This window comes from Rudaeicoccus suwonensis, from assembly GCF_007829035.1.
GTDB classification, from domain to species: Bacteria; Actinomycetota; Actinomycetes; order Actinomycetales; family Dermatophilaceae; genus Rudaeicoccus; species Rudaeicoccus suwonensis.
Map to the genome: position 1 here is coordinate 77,533 of NZ_VIVQ01000003.1, position 18,960 is coordinate 96,492.

At 65.0% G+C, this 18,960-nt stretch carries 15 protein-coding genes; 7 read left to right on the forward strand and 8 right to left on the reverse strand.

Features of this window, described 5'->3' with window-relative positions:
• Positions 1 to 15: 15 nt before the first annotated feature.
• Entirely contained in the window at positions 16 to 837 is an 822-nt protein-coding gene (locus tag BKA23_RS14605) for a carbohydrate ABC transporter permease (protein ID WP_145229796.1), read from the forward strand.
• Positions 834 to 2,633 carry a glycoside hydrolase family 35 protein gene (locus BKA23_RS14610; protein WP_145229798.1) on the forward strand — a complete coding sequence of 600 codons (1,800 nt, stop codon included), beginning with the start codon at positions 834 to 836 and terminating at the stop codon, positions 2,631 to 2,633. Before BKA23_RS14605 ends, BKA23_RS14610 begins: the two co-directional genes overlap by 4 nt.
• A gap of 82 nt (positions 2,634 to 2,715) precedes the next feature.
• Here the strand turns inward: BKA23_RS14610 and BKA23_RS14615 are convergent, their stop codons facing one another.
• From BKA23_RS14615 to BKA23_RS14640, 6 genes are all read right to left on the reverse strand, one after another.
• The gene (locus BKA23_RS14615) at positions 2,716 to 4,908 is read right to left on the reverse strand and encodes a discoidin domain-containing protein (RefSeq protein ID WP_145229800.1); all 2,193 of its coding nucleotides are present in this window, start codon (positions 4,906 to 4,908) and stop codon (positions 2,716 to 2,718) included.
• Positions 4,909 to 5,405: 497 nt separating this feature from the next.
• On the reverse strand, positions 5,406 to 6,242 hold the full coding sequence (locus BKA23_RS14620; protein WP_145229802.1) for an MOSC domain-containing protein: 837 nt from the start codon (positions 6,240 to 6,242) through the stop codon (positions 5,406 to 5,408).
• A complete protein-coding gene (locus tag BKA23_RS14625; protein ID WP_145229804.1) occupies positions 6,221 to 7,093 on the reverse strand; it encodes an SCO6745 family protein in 873 nt (290 codons plus the stop codon). The genes BKA23_RS14620 and BKA23_RS14625 overlap by 22 nt, the downstream gene beginning before the upstream one ends.
• 22 nt (positions 7,094 to 7,115) lie before the next feature.
• Complete coding sequence (locus BKA23_RS14630; RefSeq protein WP_145229806.1) at positions 7,116 to 8,870, reverse strand: APC family permease; 1,755 nt, start codon at positions 8,868 to 8,870, stop codon at positions 7,116 to 7,118.
• A gap of 191 nt (positions 8,871 to 9,061) precedes the next feature.
• Complete coding sequence (locus BKA23_RS14635; RefSeq protein ID WP_246104677.1) at positions 9,062 to 9,682, reverse strand: carbonic anhydrase; 621 nt, start codon at positions 9,680 to 9,682, stop codon at positions 9,062 to 9,064.
• Positions 9,679 to 11,364 carry a fumarate hydratase gene (locus BKA23_RS14640; protein ID WP_145229808.1) on the reverse strand — a complete coding sequence of 562 codons (1,686 nt, stop codon included), beginning with the start codon at positions 11,362 to 11,364 and terminating at the stop codon, positions 9,679 to 9,681. The genes BKA23_RS14635 and BKA23_RS14640 overlap by 4 nt, the downstream gene beginning before the upstream one ends.
• Before the next feature lie 292 nt (positions 11,365 to 11,656).
• On the opposite strand from BKA23_RS14640, the gene BKA23_RS14645 reads away from it, so the two are divergent.
• The 5 genes from BKA23_RS14645 (at position 11,657) to BKA23_RS14665 (ending at position 16,906) form a co-directional block, all read left to right on the forward strand.
• Positions 11,657 to 12,940: an extracellular solute-binding protein gene (locus tag BKA23_RS14645; RefSeq protein WP_246104678.1), complete on the forward strand. Its 1,284-nt coding sequence runs from the start codon at positions 11,657 to 11,659 to the stop codon at positions 12,938 to 12,940.
• Positions 12,937 to 13,896, forward strand: coding sequence for a carbohydrate ABC transporter permease (locus BKA23_RS14650; RefSeq protein ID WP_145229813.1), 960 nt, complete (start codon positions 12,937 to 12,939; stop codon positions 13,894 to 13,896). The genes BKA23_RS14645 and BKA23_RS14650 overlap by 4 nt, the downstream gene beginning before the upstream one ends.
• Before the next feature lie 62 nt (positions 13,897 to 13,958).
• On the forward strand, positions 13,959 to 14,762 hold the full coding sequence (locus BKA23_RS14655) for a carbohydrate ABC transporter permease (RefSeq protein WP_145230180.1): 804 nt from the start codon (positions 13,959 to 13,961) through the stop codon (positions 14,760 to 14,762).
• Between the two features lie 39 nt (positions 14,763 to 14,801).
• Entirely contained in the window at positions 14,802 to 16,100 is a 1,299-nt protein-coding gene (locus BKA23_RS14660; RefSeq protein ID WP_145229815.1) for an ABC transporter ATP-binding protein, read from the forward strand.
• A gap of 119 nt (positions 16,101 to 16,219) precedes the next feature.
• Entirely contained in the window at positions 16,220 to 16,906 is a 687-nt protein-coding gene (locus BKA23_RS14665) for an SDR family oxidoreductase (RefSeq protein WP_145229817.1), read from the forward strand.
• An 18-nt stretch (positions 16,907 to 16,924) separates the two neighbouring features.
• Here the strand turns inward: BKA23_RS14665 and BKA23_RS14670 are convergent, their stop codons facing one another.
• Entirely contained in the window at positions 16,925 to 17,848 is a 924-nt protein-coding gene (locus BKA23_RS14670; protein ID WP_145229819.1) for a PfkB family carbohydrate kinase, read from the reverse strand.
• Between the two features lie 8 nt (positions 17,849 to 17,856).
• The gene (glpX, locus tag BKA23_RS14675; RefSeq protein WP_145229821.1) at positions 17,857 to 18,867 is read right to left on the reverse strand and encodes a class II fructose-bisphosphatase; all 1,011 of its coding nucleotides are present in this window, start codon (positions 18,865 to 18,867) and stop codon (positions 17,857 to 17,859) included.
• Positions 18,868 to 18,960 lie beyond the last annotated feature (93 nt).

Here is an 18,960-nt window from a genome sequence, read left to right on the forward strand (position 1 = left end):
CGGGCGCAGGAGTCGATGACGAGTCGAGTCGCGGTCACTGGGCTCCTTGCTCTCTCGGCCGTGTACTTCCTTTTCCCGCTGTGGTGGCTTTTCGTCGCTGCCACCAAACCGTTCGGACAGCAATTTTCCGGCAACGGGCTTTGGTTTCAGGGGTTTTCACTCTTCAGCAATATCCATCGGCTGAGCGTGGAGGATGGCGGAATCTTCTGGCGCTGGATGCTGAACAGCCTCATCTACTGCGGGCTCGGCGCACTCATCGGCACGACGCTGTCCTCGATGACCGGATATGCGCTCGCGAAGTATCGTTTCACCGGACGCAACGCCCTTTTCGGCTTGATCCTCGCCGCGGTGCTGCTTCCGCAGATCCTGTTCACCCTGCCGCTGTACCTCATGTTCAGCAGAGTCGGTCTGGTCGGCAACCCGCTGGCGGTGCTGCTGCCGAGCGTCGTCAGCCCGTTCGGTGTCTACCTTGCCCGAGTCTTCGCCGCACAGGCGGTGCCCGACGAGGTCGTGGAGGCCGGACGTCTCGACGGCGCAGGGGAATTGCGCATCTTCGGCACGCTCGCAACGCGGATGATGATGCCCGCGCTGGTGACGATCTTCTTGTTCCAGTTCGTCAGCATCTGGAACAACTACCTACTGCCGTCGATGGTGCTCGGCTCCGACTCCACCCAACCCGTCACGGTGGGGCTCGTCGGCTGGAACGCCAGTCACGTCGATGTCGCGCCGGCATACGTGGTGGTCGGCTCGTTCGTTTCGATCATCCCGTTGATCGTGGCTTTCGTTGCCCTGCAACGCTTCTGGCGTTCGGGTATGACTGCGGGAGCGCTGAAATGAGTGGCGGAACCGCTGCGCTGGAGGTTGTCGACGGGCAACTGCTGCGGCACGACAAGCAACACACGATGCTCTCCGGAGCCATCCACTACTTCCGCGTTCATCCGGATTACTGGCGTGATCGGCTGATGCGTCTGCGGGCGCTGGGGCTGAACACCATCGACACCTACATCGCGTGGAATTTCCATCAGGCGCAAGCGGATTCGCCGGCAGACTTCACCGGTTGGCGCGACTTTGAGGAGTTCATCCGGATCGCCGGCGACATCGGACTCGACGTCGTGGTGCGCCCCGGACCTTACATCTGCGCGGAGTGGGACAACGGCGGTTTTCCCGCCTGGGCGACGGCTCGCTGCCCAGGGACGTTGCGCACCAGTGACCCGCGGTTCCTGCAACTTGTCAGCACCTGGTTCGACGAGCTGATTCCGCGGATTGCTGCCCTGCAGACCGGCAACGGCGGCCCCGTCGTGGCGGTGCAGATCGAGAATGAGTACGGCAGCTTCGGTGACGATCAGGCGTATCTACGCTGGTTGCGGGATGCCTTGTCGCAGCGCGGCATCACCGAGCTGATGTTCACCGCCGACGGTCCTACCGAGCTGATGCTCGACGGCGGGATGCTGGCGGGCAGCTTCGCGGCGATGACCCTGGGCTCGCGCCCCGACCGCGCCCTCGAACTCCTGCGCGAGCGACGCGCAGACCAGCCGATGCTGGTCGCGGAGTTCTGGCAGGGCTGGTTCGACCACTGGGGTGAGCTCCACCACGTACGCACCGCTCGTAGTGCGCTGTGCACGCTGCGGGAGATCCTTGAGGCCGGGGGGTCGGTCTGCCTCTACATGGCTCATGGCGGCACGAACTTCGGTCTGCGGTCCGGGGCCAATCACGACGGCACTGTCCTGCAGCCCACGGTGACCAGCTACGACTCCGATGCGCCGGTGGCCGAGAGCGGTGCTCTCACTTCCAAGTTCCACGACTACCGCGCGCTTTTCGAGGAGTATGCCGCGGCACCGCTGCCCGCTCTTCCGGCAGAACCCGAGGTGTTGCCCGGGCGGGTGCTGCCCCTCCAGCCGGGTATGCCGCTGTTGGACTCGCTGCGGAGCGCCTCGTCCGTTGTCGAGAGCGTCACCCCACGCAGCTTCGAGGACCTCGCTCTCGACGCGGGAATGCTGTTGTACGAAGCGGAGCCACTGATACCGCAGCATGGTTGCGACCTCAATGTGACGGGGCTGCACGACCGGGCGACGGTCTTCGTCGACGACGAGCCTGTCGGCGTGATCGACACCGAGAACGGCAGCCTGCGGATTCCGGGTCCCGGTCGTCGCGTGCGGTTGAGCCTGCTCGTCGAGAACCTCGGACGCATCAACTACGGGCCCTTACTCGGGCAGGGCAAGGGAATTCTGGGGCCTGTCCAGCTCGACTACCGGGCGATCCAGCACTGGCAGCAGCGCGCATTGCCACTTGACCGGTGGGGTGCGCCCGAACTCGACCGCATCGCTCACGCCGCCCTCGAGTTGGACGCCGTCGGCGACACCTTCGTCGCGCTGCCCGGGTGCGAAAAGGGCTTCGTCTGGGTCAACGGGTTCTTGTTGGGGCGCTACTGGTCCAAGGGCCCTCAAGAGACGCTGTATCTCCCGGCGCCGCTGCTGCGGACGGGTATCAACACCCTCTCGGTGCTGGAGTTGGGTCGGCTCGGCACGGTTGTGGCACTGCGGGAGGCCGCGAGCCTCGGCGAAGCGCAGGAGTATGTCGAGCAGCTTCCGTCGCCGACGGTGTCGGGAGCCGGCGGCGCTGCCGGCCCACACTGAACTGAGTCGACGACACCGCCGTTTTCACCACGACCACGAAGGGGCCGCCGGGATGTCCCGACGGCCCCACCCTTGTGACTAGTCAGTAGCGCTTGAGGCTCAGCACCTGCTCGGACACCAGGGGCATGCTGTCCACGGTGTTGGTCGCGTCGTTCCAGGTGCGCGCCGGCGTGGTCGCCACGGCGTCGGTTCGCCCGGACGACATGCCCAGCACGAGACCGCTGTAGCGGTTCACCAGACGCACCCCGCCGTTCGGCAGGCCGGTTGTCGGGTTGACGGTGGGCACCACGAACCACTCCTGCCCGACGGTCGGGGCACCGGTGGCGGCCGTGACGGTCGGGGCAGTGCCCCACGCGCGATCCTTCGTGGTGCCTGAATCGACCCCCAGCCGTTCGCCGGTCTTGGCGTTCCGGATCGTGTATGAGCCGTCGCCGTTCGAGCTGAAGATCCAGCCGCTCCAGTTGGAGTTGCCCTTTCCACGAGAGCTGACGGCTGCCGACGTCGACGACATCTGCGTCAGGACGCCGCCGTTCTGACTACCAATGCGATATTTCGCGCCGACTTCGACAGGCGCTGCAGGTGCGCTGGTGTTCACTGTGATGTTGGCGTACTGCTCATAGGAGCCGTTGTTGCAGCCGTAGGCGCAGTAGGACCGGAAGCTCTTGCCGACGATGGACGAGCTGGTCGCATTGGACCCGTCGAGGAACCAGCGGTACCACGACGCGGTGAGATACGACCCGCCGGAATCGCCCAGCAAGAACCACTTCGGGTCCGACAGGCTCTTGGTGGCGTAGTACTGCTGAGGCTCGTTCCCGCTCTGGTCGGGATTCTGGGGCTCGCCGATGTAGAGACCCAGATACGCGTCATACGTGATGTCCATGACGAACAACGGCGAGGTGTTCGGCATCGTGCCTGCCACGATCTGCTGGGTACCGGTGCCCGGGGTCATCGGGTTGTACTCCTTCGACGGCGGTGTGTACCCGGTGGTGTTGGTCGAGCTGATCGGCACCAGGTTGCTCTCCTTGCCGCCGATGCCCGGCTGACTCCACGAGCCGTCGTAGTACTTGCGCCAGGTGCCGGTCGCCATCTTTCCGGAGATCGGTGCACGCGCCACGTGCTCGTAGAACGCGACCCAACCGCCCTGTTTGTCGACCACGCGGGACCCGTAATACACGTAGAAGTATCCCGACGCAGTGTCGACATACAGGCGCGGATCCCCGTCACCGTAGTAGTAGGTCTCCTGGGGGAACGCCTTCGTGTCCTCGCGGGTCGTGCTGTATGGCGAGGTGATCGCATGGCCGACGATCTTCCAGGTCTTGCCCTGGTTCATGGAGACCGCGAAGTCGATGGCGTCGTAGTGCAGGCCGTCACCGAACGGTTGCGGAGTGAACTCGTTGTGCACGAGGCCGTACCAGTTGCCGGTGTCCGGATCGACCCAGACCTGGGTCAGGTCGCAGTAGTTGCGCTCGGCGTAACCCGAGCCGGACGGGGCGTACGTCGAGGTCAGACCGGTAGGGCTGTTGTTGCACCGCTCCGTGGTGTCGGCATTGGAATCGTTCGAATTCGCCGGGTTCACAGCGTTGTCCAGAGCCGCATCCGCTGTTGCCGTGTCCATGTTGGTGCCGCTGAAGAAGTCCCACGCACGGCCGTCGGTCAGCCCGTAGTCGGCGTGGGCCGACTCGTAGTAGAAGGTGCCGTTCTTGTCGATGAAGGGACTGGCCGGAGTGTCGTCCGCCGATGTCGACGACCCCAGGCTCCCGGTGCTGACCGAATACAGCGGAGTTCCGTAGGACCCTCGCGCCTGCACCCGCAGTTCCGAGGCTGACGCCAGAGAACTGCCGTCGATGCTGCTGAGCGCCACGAACTTCACGTACCGTGCCCACACCGGGTGAGTGAAGGTGGCGAGCTGGATCTCGGTGTTTGAGGTCGGAGCAGCGAACGTGCCCGTGGCGACCGGTGCGCCCCAGCCCTTGCTCGAGGTGTTCTTCGCCACCGACGCGCTGCTGGTCGCGTAGATCCGGTACTTGGCGATCTCGCCGTTGCCGAGCTTGACCGAGTAGTCGACGCCGGTCATGTCGTACGTCTTGCCGGTGTCGATCGTGAGCCAATGCGGCATGGGGCTGTCGGTGCTGCCGTTGTAGGAAGAGGTCCACTCGGTGCCGTAGTCGCCGTCGATCGCGGCCGCGGCAGTGCCGTCGAGAGAGGGCGGCGCGGGATATGGCGCGGACTGGCTGTCGTAACCGACGACCGAGTACTGCGTCTCGGGGATAGGCATGCTGGTGGCCACTGCGTCTTGCGGTGTACGCGGTGGACTCGCTTGGGCTGGTGACATGGCGCCGAGTGCCAGCGTGAGGACTGCCGCGACAGCTGCACCGCCGCCTGCCTTCACCCGCGCGCGACGACGTGCATTTGTTGACCGAACTGACATGAATTCACCTGGCCGATCTCATGATGGAGGGCAATGAGTACTGCCGAGGCTAGCGCATATGATATCGATAACAACAGTAATTTTAGCGAGGGTCTCTACGATCTGTTATCGATAACCTCGTCAGGGCGACACCGCACCGCGTGCGTGATGCGCAGTTGCAAGGGCCGGCGTCACGATGGTGGAGTTGACGCCTGTCGATCACTGCGTGAGTGAAAGGTGGTTGCGTCGGGGCAGCAGCATCACAGACTCGACGGTGACATCACTGTCATGTGTGACGGTGTGGTCCGAGGCCGTACGATGCCTGACCGGTGAACGACGGTGTGGTTTCTTGGATTACGGGTTTGCTAACGAGCCTCGACGTGGTCGCCGATGCTCACCGTCGCCTCGTTGTCCGGCAGGAGATGACTGCAGAACCACGTCTTGCCGTCCCATGCGCGATGGCGGGCCAGGGTGCGGATCGGCTCCTTGCCGCGCTCGCGGGTGACGGGGTCTATCAGCGTCATCGAGCACCGATCGATCGCATGCGCGACCCGCAGGTGCAATGTCCCGATCTGCACCTGTTGCCAGTCGTCTTCGGCGAACGGCTCATCGCCGTCGATGATGATGTTGGGCCGAAACCGTAGTGGTGACAACGGTTCTGCGGCGGGGTTGGATTCACGCTGCCACGCGTTCAACTGCTTCAGCGACGCCAGGGACAGCAACGTCATGGGTGACCCGTCGGGGAAGCGCGCGTGATCGTCGGCCGTGGACCAGGCGGGGTTGAGCGTCCGCCGCGCCGGATCGTCACACCATACGAGCTGTATGTCGGCGCGGCCGGTCGCCTCGCGCAGCCACGCATCAGCATCCGCTCCTGCGTGCAACGCGGGCAGGGGTGGTCGGCCGAACATGCTCACCGGCAGGTGACCGCCGGTGGGATACGTGACGTGCAACTGCGGCATACCGGCGCGGGAGAGTTGCAGATCGGCAGCGATGCCGGTGCCGTGATTGTCCGCGGTGATCGCCAACAGTTCAGGGCATTCGCGCGCCGACACCAGCTCACCGGCGGCATCGACCACCATCCACTCGCGATCGCCGGTAAGGCCGGCGCGCTCGGCATACGTGCTCGAGATCGCCCGTGCACCAGTGCTTTTCACCGGATAGATGTAGAGCCCGACGACCTTCACGATTGTTTCCTGCTCCACGGGAAGATCCCGGCGTCGATGACCTGCTTGACCAGCGGCCGTGCCGATGCGAGCAGATTAGCGGCGCCCGGCACCTCCCGCCACACCTGCGCGGAGGCGACATCGGTGGCAGCTTCGATCCGGTCGTACAACGCGACGCCGTCGGGGGAGTAAGTCGAGCCGTCGGCGGTGAGCAGGCCGCGATCACGAAGCTGCGCCACCGTGGCATCCCACTGCTCGTCGGACCATCCCCGTGACGCCTGCGACATCTGCCGGCCGAGAGTGCTCTTGCGAGCACGCGGATCAGGATGCGCCGACTCGTGAAAGACCAATGCTTCCAACGGAGTCAGCCCGGACTCGACCAGCACGGCGATATGGCCGTCACCACGTGACTCACGCAGGAGCGTGGTGGCGTGCCACAACCGCAGGTGCGGGTCGTCGGGCCAGGGTTGCGCCACCCACGCCGCAGCCAACGGTCGCCCGGCGGTCGGCACTGCCTCGGCGATCGGTTGCAGGGCGTCGACCAACGCCTGCACGGCCTGGTCGTCCGAGATCGCCTCGTGCAGCGTGCGCGCGACGGTCTTCTCACGCGTCGCCATGACCGCCCCGAGCCCGCGCTCACGCGCAGCCTGCCACGCCGGTCCGACCGTCTCAGCGCTGAAGTTGAAAAACGTTGCCGTGACGACGGATTCGTGACATTCGCCGAGCGGGCCACCACGCGCACCGACATACATGGCAGACGATCGCACACCCAGTGCGCGCTGCTCGTCCCGCAGATACGGGTTGAAGTAGGCGACGAGGTGCAGGGGTTCGAGCGTTTCGTATGCCGTGCGTGCCAGTCGGCTGGCCGCGTCGGAGCTGAGGTCGGTCACGGGCTCGACGCTACTCGCCTGATCACTCCTCGTTGCGCTTGTCGAGATCCATGCGGCGCACCGCGCGGGCGCCGGGCGGCAGGTTCGACAGGTCGTCGGCGATGAGGATGTCGGGCAGACCGGAGTCGGGCAGTCTCAGTGCAACATCGCCGGCGGGGTCCATGGCGTCGGTGATGAGCACGAGTTCGTCGGACGCGCGCTTGGGCAGGGTGTGCTGACGGAAGAAGTCCGGCCGGATGCGTTCCCAGACGAACATCAGCGGGAAGCCGAGCAGCAGGCCGACGATGCCGACGACGCCGGCAGCACCGAGCCCGAAGATCGTCACGTTGTTGCCATTGGCGTCGACGGTGTAGTCCGGCTGCAGGAACTGCTGGACAGCGAAGATGAAGGCCGCTGCGAGGATCAGCCCGCCGAGCACCGGGAAGATGCCCTGCATGACCAGGTTGCGGAACGACGATCGCAGATTGTGCCGGTAGAACCACGCACACGCGAATCCGGTGAGTCCGTAATAGAACGCGATCATCAAGCCGATGGAACTGATCAGCGCGGTCAGCAGGCTTTCGCTGATGAGGGTGAAGATGAGGTAGAACACGATCGACACCCCACCCATGGCAATCGTCGACACCGTCGGAGTGAGGTACTTCTTGTGGATCCGGGCGAACGCGCTGGGCAGCGCCTTGTACGACGCCATGGACAGTGACGTGCGTGCGGTCGGCAGGATCGTCGTCTGGGTCGAGGCGGAAGCGGAGCTGAGGATCAGGAAGGCAAGCAGGATCCGCGCCGCGTGACCCAGCAGGCTGTCGCCGAACAGCACCGGTGCGATCGCGCTGAAAACGTCGCCGGAGTTGTTGTCGTTGCCGAGGCCGATGCCCTGGGTGCCGACGCCGGCAAAGGCGATCGCGGCGACCGAGACGACGGCATACGTGACGAGCAGCAGCAGGGTCGAGATGACGGCGGCGCGGCCGGGAGTGGTCTCGGGGTTCTCGGTCTCCTCGTTGACCGAAACGGCGCTGTCCCAGCCCCAGTAGATGAAGACCGCGCTGAGCAGCGCGGAGGCGATCGCGAACGCACCCATGCCGCTGGGCAGGAACCACGACCAGGCCGGGTGGATCGACAGATGCTCGACCTGGTGATGGGCGCCTGTGTAGGTCGCGCCGTGCCCGGTGTAGACGCGCACGAGCGCGACGACCGCGAACATCACCAGTGCGATGACCTCGATTGCCAGCAATGCCACCTGGATTCGCGCGCTGATCTCGATGCCGCGGTAGCAGATGTAGGTCATCACGATGATCCAGATGACGCCTGCGACCGTTGACCAGAAGGTGCTCTGGTCGAGGGTGTTGTGGATGCCGATCAGGTTGGCGAAGGTGAACGAATACGCGCCCGCGATCTGCGCAAGATTGGCCATCACGATGACGTCGGCGACGATGATTCCCCAGCCGGTCATCCACCCCGACCGCGGCCCGAACGCCCGTGCCCCCCAGGTGAACGACGTGCCGCAGTCCGGCTCGGCGCGGTTGAGCTCCTGGTAGGCGACCGAGATGAAGTACATCGGCACGAATGCCAGCAGCATGATGAACGGCGCGTGCACGCCGGCGACGAGCGAACCGCTGCTGGCCACGACCAGGCCGAGTGCCGCGGCGAGGCTGTATGCCGGTGCCGTCGAGGCCACGCCGACGACGATGCTCGAAACCAGGCCCAGGGCACCGGTTTTCAGACCCTTGCCGGCCGCTGCCTCCGGATACCCGAGCGGTGATCGGTCTTCGATCGTTGACATACCAGTCCTCCTACGCGGTGCTCAGGGGGGTCGCACCGATGGCCGCGAGCATAAGTGCTGGCAGGTGCTCGGGGAAGACAAATCGAAGAAATCCGTAGCAAAACGGAGGTTATGACCGGTATTCGGACCGCTTCACGAGACGCAACTACGAAAATCGTCGCGAATGACGGCTATCGGTTCGAATCACCACATCACGCGGTCACGTGCCCCACAGTCGTGACGACGGATGCCGTGCCGTCGCCCAAACCGTAGGTCGCACCAACGATCCCGAGGGTGCCGGCTTCGAGTGCGTCGTGGATGATCCTGGACCGGTCGGCGAGCAGCCGAGTTGTATGCCGCACGTGCTCGGCTTCGAACTCCTCCGCCGTCGTCAGGCCCTCGGTGCGGCCGGTGAGCACGCTCGGCATCACGCGCTCGACGATGTCGCGCACGAATCCCGGTGGCATCTCTCCGGATCGGGCTGCCTCGATGGTGGCCTTGATCGCTCCGCACGAGTCGTGCCCGAGCACCACGATCAGCGGCACGCCCAAGACTGCGACGCCGAATTCGATGGAGCCGAGCACGGCGTTGTCGATGACGTGACCGGCGGTGCGCACCACGAAGAGATCGCCCAGACCCTGGTCGAAGATGATTTCCGCAGCGACGCGGCTGTCGCCGCAGCCGAAGAAGATCGCGCCGGGCGTCTGGCCCTCCTCCAGCATGTGCCGGCGCTCGGCGCTCTGGTTGGGGTGGTGCAGGTCGCCGGTGACGAAACGATGGTTGCCCTCGTGCAGGTCGTCCCACGCCTGCTGCGGGGTCGCGGCGCGGCTCACAGGCCCGGCCTCGTCGAGATCGTGAAGGCGGTCGGCGTCGCGGTCGAGGCGAAGAAGTCGTCGCCCTTGTCGTCCACCACGATGAAGGCAGGGAAGTCGCGCACCTCGATCTTCCAGATGGCCTCCATACCGAGCTCGGGATATTCGAGCACGTCGACCGAGGTGATGCAGTCCTGCGCGAGGCGCGCGGCCGGGCCGCCGATCGAGCCCAGATAGAAACCGCCATGGGCTTTGCAGGCGTCGGTGACCTGCTTGCTGCGGTTGCCCTTGGCGAGCATCACCATCGAACCGCCCGCGGCCTGGAACTGCTCGACATACGAGTCCATGCGTCCCGCGGTGGTCGGTCCGAACGAGCCGGAGGCGTAACCCTGCGGCGTCTTGGCCGGGCCGGCGTAATAGACGGCGTGGTTGCGCAGATAGTCCGGCATCGGTTCCCCGGCGTCGAGGCGTTCCTTGATCTTCGCGTGCGCGATGTCGCGCGCCACGACCAGTGGACCGGTCAGCGAAAGTCGTGTCTTGACAGGGTGTTTGGACAGTTCAGTCAGGATCTGCGGCATCGGCTGGTTGAGGTCGATGCGCACCACATCGTCGTCCGAGACACCGAGGTCGGTGTCGGTCGTGTCGGGCAGGAAACGCGCCGGGTCGGTCTCGAGCTGCTCGATGAAGACGCCCTCGGTGGTGATCTTGCCCAGGCACTGGCGGTCCGCGGAGCAGCTGACAGCGATCGCGACCGGTAGTGACGCTCCGTGTCGCGGAAGTCGCACCACCCGGACGTCGTGACAGAAGTACTTACCACCGAACTGTGCGCCGATGCCGAACCCGCGCGTCAGCTGCAGCACCTGCTCCTCGAGCTCGGTGTCGCGGAACCCGTGGGCGGTCGCCGCGTCGCCCGAGGTCGGGAGGGTATCGAGGTATTTCGCGCTGGCGTATTTGGCTGTCTTCAAGGCGAATTCGGCACTCGTGCCGCCGATGACGATCGCCAGGTGGTATGGCGGGCAGGCGGCCGTTCCGAGGCTGCGCAGCTTCTCGTCGAGAAACGTCATCATCGACGCCGGATTCAGGATCGCCTTGGTCTCCTGGTAGAGGAACGACTTGTTCGCCGAGCCGCCGCCTTTGGCCATGAACAGAAACTTGTAGGTCGTCGCGTGGTCTGCGGCTGTGTCGGCATACAACTCGATCTGCGCCGGCAGATTGGAGCCGGTGTTCTTCTCCTCCCACATCGTGACCGGTGCCATCTGGGAGTACCGCAGGTTGAGGCGGGTGTAGGCGTCATACACGCCCTGGGCAATGGACTGCTCGTCCGGTGCCTCGCCGTCGACCAGGACGTGAGATCCCTTCTTGCCCATGACAATCGCGGTGCCGGTGTCCTGGCACATCGGCAACACACCGGCTGCGGCGATGCCGGCGTTCTTGAGCAGATCGAGTGCGACGAACTTGTCGTTGTTGCTCGCGTCCGGGTCGTCCAGGATCGTGCGCAGGAACGCCAGGTGCGCCGGGCGCAGATAGTGCGCGATGTCGTGCATCGCGGCGTCGGTGAGCAGTCGAAGTGCTTCAGGATCCACCTGGAGGAAGGTGCGGCCGCCGGGTCCCTCGACGGTGCGGACACCGTCGGCGGTGAGTTTGCGGTAGGTGGTGTCGTCGGCGCCGAGCGGCAGCAGGTCTTCGTAGGCGAAGTCGGTCATGGGCGGCGGTCTGCTCCTTGCGATGGCTGGTCCTCGCAGGGTAGTCCGAACCCTCGCACCGGTTGCGCGGGCCTTGGGGCTGTGCCGATTCGGAGCCCCTAAGCAATACCGCCGACGTTTCGCTCTTATAACGCCCTGTTAGCAGTACGTTCGAATCTCGGACAGCGCTGGCTGGTCCGGTGTAGAACGGAAACGGCGCTTATCCGACACGTTAAGAGCCGACCGATCCCCGACGGAGTGGATACATATGAGACATATGAGGCCGCGACAACGCGGAATCGCCTTGGTTGCGGTGACAGTCGCCGTCGCGACCACGGGCCTGGCTGCCTGCGGCAGCAGTAGTAGTGCCTCTGGCGGACGCGTCACGCTCAACTGGTACATCAACCCAGATGGTGGGGGCACCAATCCGACAGGCGGCGGCCAGGCGCAACTGGCCGCTGAATGTTCGACCAGCAACTACAAGATCAATGTCTCGGTCCTGCCGAACAGCGCGAGTGATCAGCAGACCCAGTTGCTTCGTCGCCTCGCTGTCGGGGACTCGACGGTCGATCTGATGAGTGTCGACCCGGCATACATCAGCCAGTTCGCAGCGGCCGGATATTTCGCACCGGTGCCGGCGAACATGGTCTCGACCTTCACTGCCGGTCGCGTTCAATCCTCGATCGACGCCTCGACATATGACGGAAAACTCATCGGAGTTCCCTTCTGGGCGAACACGCAGGTGTTGTGGTATCGCAAGTCGGTTGTAGCCAAGGCGGGACTCGACATGTCGAAACCCGTCACGTGGGATCAGATCATCGCGGCCGCGCAGAAGACCAAGACCGATATCGGCGTGCAGGCCGCACTCTACGAGGGTTATTCGGTGTGGATCAACGCACTGGTGGCCGGCGCGGGCGGCCAGATCGTCGAGAACCCGAGTGCGAGTGCCGGCGACATCAAGATGGGTCTGAACTCGGCAGCCGGCCGTGAAGCAGCGGCCATCATCAAGAAGGTCGCGACCACCGGGGTCGGCGGTCCGGCGATGGGTTCGTCGGAGGAGTCGCAGGCGCTGACACTGTTCAGCACGGCCGGCTCCAGCGGCTTCATGGTCAACTGGCCGTACGTCTGGGCTGCTCTCGCGCCCGGCGCGGGCAATCCGGTGACGTGGCGCAACAGCGACCTGGGCTTCGCGCGTTACCCCGAGACGGTCGCCGGCAAGCCGTCCGCTCCGCCGGTGGGTGGTATCGAACTCGCGGTGAGCAAGTACAGCAAGCACACCGCACTGGCCTATCAGGCGGCTGCCTGCATCACCTCGGTGCAGCATCAGGAGCAGTACATGATCGGCACCGGAAACCCGGCGAGTTCGAAGGCTGTCTACACGATGCCGGCCATTCTCAAAGCGTTCCCGAATGGCTTGGCCGCCCTGATCTCGTCTTCTCTTGATGCCGGTGTACCTCGGCCGTTGTCGCCGTACTGGGGCGACATCTCCACGGGTCTGCAGGAGAAGTTCAGCCCGCCGAATGCGGTCAATCAGAACACTGCCGCAAGCGCGCAGAGTTTCATCCTCAAAGTCCTCGCTGGAAAGGCACTCGAATGAGCACGGTTAGCGACGCAGCAGGATCGGCTGCACCCGCTGCCAAGAGGCGGCCGGTCCTGTCCGATCGGACCAAAGCCGAGCGCAAGCTGGGCTGGTATCTCGCAGGCCCGGCATTCATCATCATGCTCGCGGTCACGCTGTACCCGATCCTTTATGCGATCTGGTTGTCGTTCTTCAACTACCGGCTGACAGATCCTGCGGCACGCAAGTTCGTGTTCCTGCAGAACTATGTGTATGCGTTGAGCGATCCGTTGTTCTGGCAGACCGTCGAAACGACCTTCTTCATCGTCGTCGTGACGCTGATCTTCGAACTCGTCATCGGTATGGGTATTGCATTGGTGATGCACCGCATCGTGCTGCCGCGGCGCACGTTGCGCACCATCGTGCTGATTCCGTATTCGATCATCACCGTCGTGTCGGCTTTCGCCTGGTTGTATGCCGCGACGCCGAACCTCGGCTTCATCGACCCCTGGCTGCACACCCTGACTTTCGGCCTGACCGATCCGACATACAACTGGTTCGGCGGACGGTGGTCCTCGTTGTTCGTGATCTGCGCGTCGGAGATCTGGAAGACCACACCGTTCATGTCGCTGCTGCTGCTGGCCGGTCTGGCGCAAGTCGACTCCTCGATGGAGGAGGCCGCCAAGGTCGACGGCGCCACCTGGTGGCAGCGGTTCTACAAGGTGATCCTGCCGAACATGAAGGGCGCGCTCATGGTGGCCGTCCTGTTCCGCACCCTGGACGCCGTACGCATCTACGACAACCCGCAGGTCATGACCGGTGGTGCCAATGACACGACGACGCTGTCGATGCTGGTCGGCAGCACCACCGTCGACAGAGTCGAGATCGGGATGGGATCCGCGCTCGCGGTGATCCTGTTCATCATCGTGCTCATCATCGCCGCGATCTTCGTGCGGTTGTTCAAAGTCGACCTCACCTCGACCGGAAGGAGTTGACCGTGGAAACCAACGTGACCACCAAGGGCAAGTGGGGATTCTTCGGGATCTCGATCCCGATCATGATCTGGACCCTCGTCCCGCTGCTGTGGATCTTCGCGACCTCGCTGAAATCCCCGTCGGTCTTCTCCGCTCCGGCGACGAGCACCGAGTTCGGTCTGTTCTGGCCGAAGCACATCTACTGGGGGAACTACTCGGTGATCTTCACCGGTGGTGCCAAGGATCTCTTCCTGCCGGCGTTGTGGCACTCGATCATCGTGTGCGTCCTCGCGACGGTGATCAGCGTGGTGCTGGCGACGTTCTGCGCCTACGCGATCGCCCGGCTGAACTTCCCTGGCAAGAAGGTCATCCTGACGACGGCCCTGGCGTTGTCGTTCTTCCCGGCCATCGCCATGGTGACGCCGCTGTTCAACCTGTGGCGTCAGGTGCACCTCTACGACACGATCCCTGGCCTGGTGATTCCCTACATCACGCTGACCCTGCCGTTGTCGATCTGGATCCTTGCCGCCTTCTTCCAGCAGATCCCGTGGGAGATGGAACAGGCCGCTCAGGTCGATGGCGCCAGCAGTTGGCAGGCATTCCGCAAGGTTGTGGCACCGCTGGCGGCGCCAGGTGTGTTCACCACCGCGATCATCGCGTTCTTCACGGCCTGGAACGACTTCGTGTTCTCCTCCAACCTCACGTCGTCGAACTCGCAGACCGTCCCGGCCGCGTTGGCGTACTTCACCGGCGCCAGTCAGTTCCAGCAGCCGACCGGTGCGATCTGCGCGGCCGCTGTCGTTGTCACCATCCCCGTCGTGATCCTCGTGCTGGTCTTCCAGCGCCGGATCGTCGCCGGCCTGACCTCCGGTGCTGTCAAGGGTTGACCCCCTGACGTCATACCGAACTTCAAGGAGTTAACAGCTATGTCAAGCATCGAGCTCAACCACATTGTCAAGAAGTATGGCGATGGCTTCCCGGCCATCAACGACGTCAGCCTCGACATCAAGGACGGCGAATTCGTCATCCTGGTCGGACCGTCCGGCTGCGGCAAGTCGACGCTGCTGCGGATGATCGTCGGGCTGGAGGACATCACCTCCGGTGACATGCTCATCAACGGCAAACGAGTCAACGACCTCGCACCGCGCGACCGCAACCTGGCGATGGTGTTCCAGAACTACGCGCTCTACCCGCACCTGACGGTCTTCGAGAACATCGCGTTCCCTCTGCGCCTGCAGAAGGGCAAGCACACCAACGAAGAGATCAGCGCCAAGGTGCACGAGGCCTCGGAGATGCTCGAACTCGACGAGCACCTCGACCGCAAACCGGCGAACCTGTCCGGTGGTCAGCGGCAGCGGGTCGCCATGGGTCGGGCGATCGTTCGTGAGGCCGATGCCTTCCTGTTCGACGAGCCACTGTCCAACCTCGACGCCAAGCTGCGTGGCCAGATGCGCACCGAGATCGCCCGCATGCAGCGGCGTCTGGGGATCACCACCGTCTACGTCACGCACGACCAGATCGAGGCGATGACCCTCGGTGACAAGGTCGCGGTGCTCAAGAAGGGCGTGCTGCAGCAGGTCGCGTCGCCGCGCGAGCTCTACGAACAGCCTGTCAACCTGTTTGTGGCGGGCTTCATCGGTTCGCCGCCGATGAACTTCCTGCCCGCCCAGGTTGACGGCGCGACGTTGAAGCTGCCGTTCGTCGATGTGCCGGTCAGCGGCGAACTCGCCGAAAAGATCAAGGGCCACGACGTGCTCATCGTCGGACTGCGACCCGAGCACCTCAAGGACGCCACCGTCGAGCAGGCACCGCAGCACTCGGTGCACTTCAAGGCGGTCGTCGACCAGACCGAGTGGCTGGGCAACGAGCAGTACGCCTACATCCCGTACGAGGCCGAGGGCGCGGTCCGCCAGCAGTTGGAGGAACTCGACCGCGACCTTGATGGCGAGGGCATGCGCACGCAGATGATCGTCAACCTCGACTCCCGTTCGCGGGTGCTCGAGGGCGACGAGGCGGACCTGGCGTTCGACCCGGCGTCGATGCACGTCTTCGACCCGCACACGGGTGAGTGCTTGACCCGCGATGATGCCAAAGCGGCTGAAATCGCTGCTGATTCGGAGGCTCAGCGTAAGGCAGCTCTCGAGCGTGCACGTGCTCGGGAGCAGCGCAACACCGCGAGCGCGGGCCGGCACGCGAGTGGGGACGACGCCCAGCAGTCGGCCTGACCCCCGGGTCGCGCTCGAATCGCGGCGCCCCTGTTCCAGTTTCACTGGGGCAGGGGCGCCGTGGCATGTTCGCGGGGCCGTGCTGTGGCAGGCGTGGCGAGCGGCATACGTTGGGGTTCATGACGAACCGGCTCCCGACAGTGCTCATCAGTGGTGGCTCCCGCGGCATCGGTCGCGCGATCGCCGACGCTCTCGCGCCCGACCACCACCTGTTGATCGGCGGCCGGAATGCCGATGCGGTCGACAACGTATGCCGCAGCCTGCCGTCAGCGCGGCCCTTCGTCGCCGATCTGGCCGACACAGATGCGGTCACTGCTGCCGTGGTCGGTGTGGACGTCGTTGATGCAGTGGTGCATTCGGCGGGTGTGCTCGGCAGTGGCGAGGTCGCGGACCTGCGGCGGGAGGATTGGCGTCACACGCTCGAGCTCAACGTCGTGGCCGTCGCCGACCTCACCCGACTACTGTTGCCGCGGCTCCGGGAGCGCCGCGGTCAAGTGGTCGTCATCAACTCCGGCTCGGGCTTCATCTCCCGCGGTGGCGGTGGTCTTTATTCCGCGTCGAAGTTCGCGGTGCGCGCCTTCACCGACGCGTTGCGCGAAGAGGAACGCCCGCACGGCGTGCGGGTGTCGTCGATCCATCCGGGTCGAGTGGCCACGGACATGCAGCGAGAGTTGCGCCGGTACGAAGACGGCGAGTATGTCGCGTCCGATTACCTGAGACCCGAATCCGTTGCGGCGGCAGTGCGTTTCGCGCTGACCGTCGCCGACGACGGATGTGTTGAGGAGTTGTCGATCCGGCCGCGTTGAGTCGGCGTTGTCGGATCGTCAGCTGAGTTCCGCACTGGTCGGAGGATTGGCGCCCGCGCGCGAGACGGTGATGGCCGCGGCTGCGACAGCGCGCTGCAGCGCCGGCTGCATTGCGTCGGCGTCTGCAGCGCGCAGACGCGTGCGCGCATCCGGTCCGCCCAGCAGGCCGGCGTCGAGCAGCCCTGACAACAGGCCGGATTGGAATGAATCGCCGGCACCGACGGTGTCGACGACCGCGACCTTCCGGACCGGCAGTTCGACCAGTGAGTCGGTTGCGGCGACATAGGCGAGCGCGCCCTTGCCGCCACGTGTGACGACCACCAAGGCCGGTCCCAGCTGGGCCCACAGGCGCATCACGTGGGGCAGATCGGCATCGGTGTCTGCGGCATACAGCCAGTCAAGATCTTCGTCGCTGGCCTTGACGACGTCGCTGTAGCCGACGAGTTGCTCCATGTGTGAGCGCACGTCGTGCGGGTCGCCCATGAGGCTCGGTCGCGCGTTGGGGTCGAGCGACACCGTGGCGTGATCGCGCGCGGCGAGCATCGCTTCACTGACGCGGGTTGCGCCCGGTTGCAGGACGGTGGCGATCGACCCGGTGTGAAAGTGACCGATGTCCGTCGGCAGCGGGTACGGCAGATCCCAGGTGATGTCGAAGTCGTAGGTTGCAGCACCCGAATCATCAAGTCGCGCAACGGCTTTGGGAGTGCGCGACGCCGATACGCTGCCGTCGACGAGCGGCACGTCGGATGCGGCCAGGTGCCGCTGAATTTCCGCGCCATACGCGTCGTCGGCGATGAAGGTCGCCAGGTGAGCCGGGTGACCGAGACGGGCCAGGCCGATGGCGACGTTCAGCGGGCTGCCGCCGACGTGCTCCTCGACGTGGCCGGCGGCCGAGTGGACGACGTCGACCAGTGCTTCGCCGACGACCAGCGTGCCAGTCATGCCGCAGCTCAGTCGCTGAGTCGGACGGAGCTGTATTCCTGCAGCTTCGCCAGGCGGTGGTGCGCCTCGATGGTGCGGATCGTGCCGCTCTTGGAGCGCATCACCAGTGAGTGGGTGGTGCAGCCCCCGGCGCGGTAACGCACGCCGCGCAGCAGTTCGCCGTCGGTGATGCCGGTGGCGACGAAGAAGCAGTTGTCGCTGCGGACGAGTTCGGTCGTGGTGAGGACGGCGTCAAGGTCGTGACCGGCGTCGATCGCCTTCTGCCGCTCGTCGTCGTCGCGTGGCCACAGACGACCCTGCAGGGTGCCGCCGACGCACTTCATCGCGCACGCGCTGATGATGCCCTCCGGGGTGCCGCCGATGCCGAGCAACAGGTCGATGCCGGTGTCGGGGCGGGCGGCCATGATCGAGCCGGCGACGTCACCGTCGGAGATGTACCGGATGCGTGCGCCGACCTCGCGGATCTCGGCTGCCAGCTGCTCGTGCCGCGGGCGGTCCAGCAGCACGACGGTGACATCGGAGACGCTGCCCTTCTTGACCTTGGCGACGCGTTTGATGTTTTCGGCGACAGGCAGCCGGATGTCGACCACGTCGGCGGCGTCGGGCCCAGCCGCGAGCTTGTCCATGTAGAACACCGCACTCGGGTCGTACATCGAGCCCCGCTCGCTGACCGCCATCACCGAGACCGCGTTCGTCATCCCCTTGGCGGTCAGGGTGGTGCCGTCGATCGGGTCGACGGCCACGTCGACGTCGGGACCGGTGCCGTCACCGACCTGCTCCCCGTTGAAAAGCATGGGGGCATCGTCCTTTTCGCCCTCGCCGATCACGACGACGCCGGACATCGAGACCGACGAGATGAGATAGCGCATCGCCTCGACCGCGGCGCCGTCGGCGGCGTTCTTGTCGCCGCGGCCTACCCAGCGACCGCCGGCCATGGCAGCTGCTTCGGTGACTCGCACGAGCTCGAGGGCGAGGTTGCGTTCGGGGGCTTCGGTGCTCCCGGTGATGTCGGACGGCATGGGTCTCCTCGGGCCGGCGCACGGACCTGCGCGATGGTGGGTGCTGTGGGCAGTCCCGACTCTATCGGCTCGGCGAAGGGCGGCTGTCCGTGG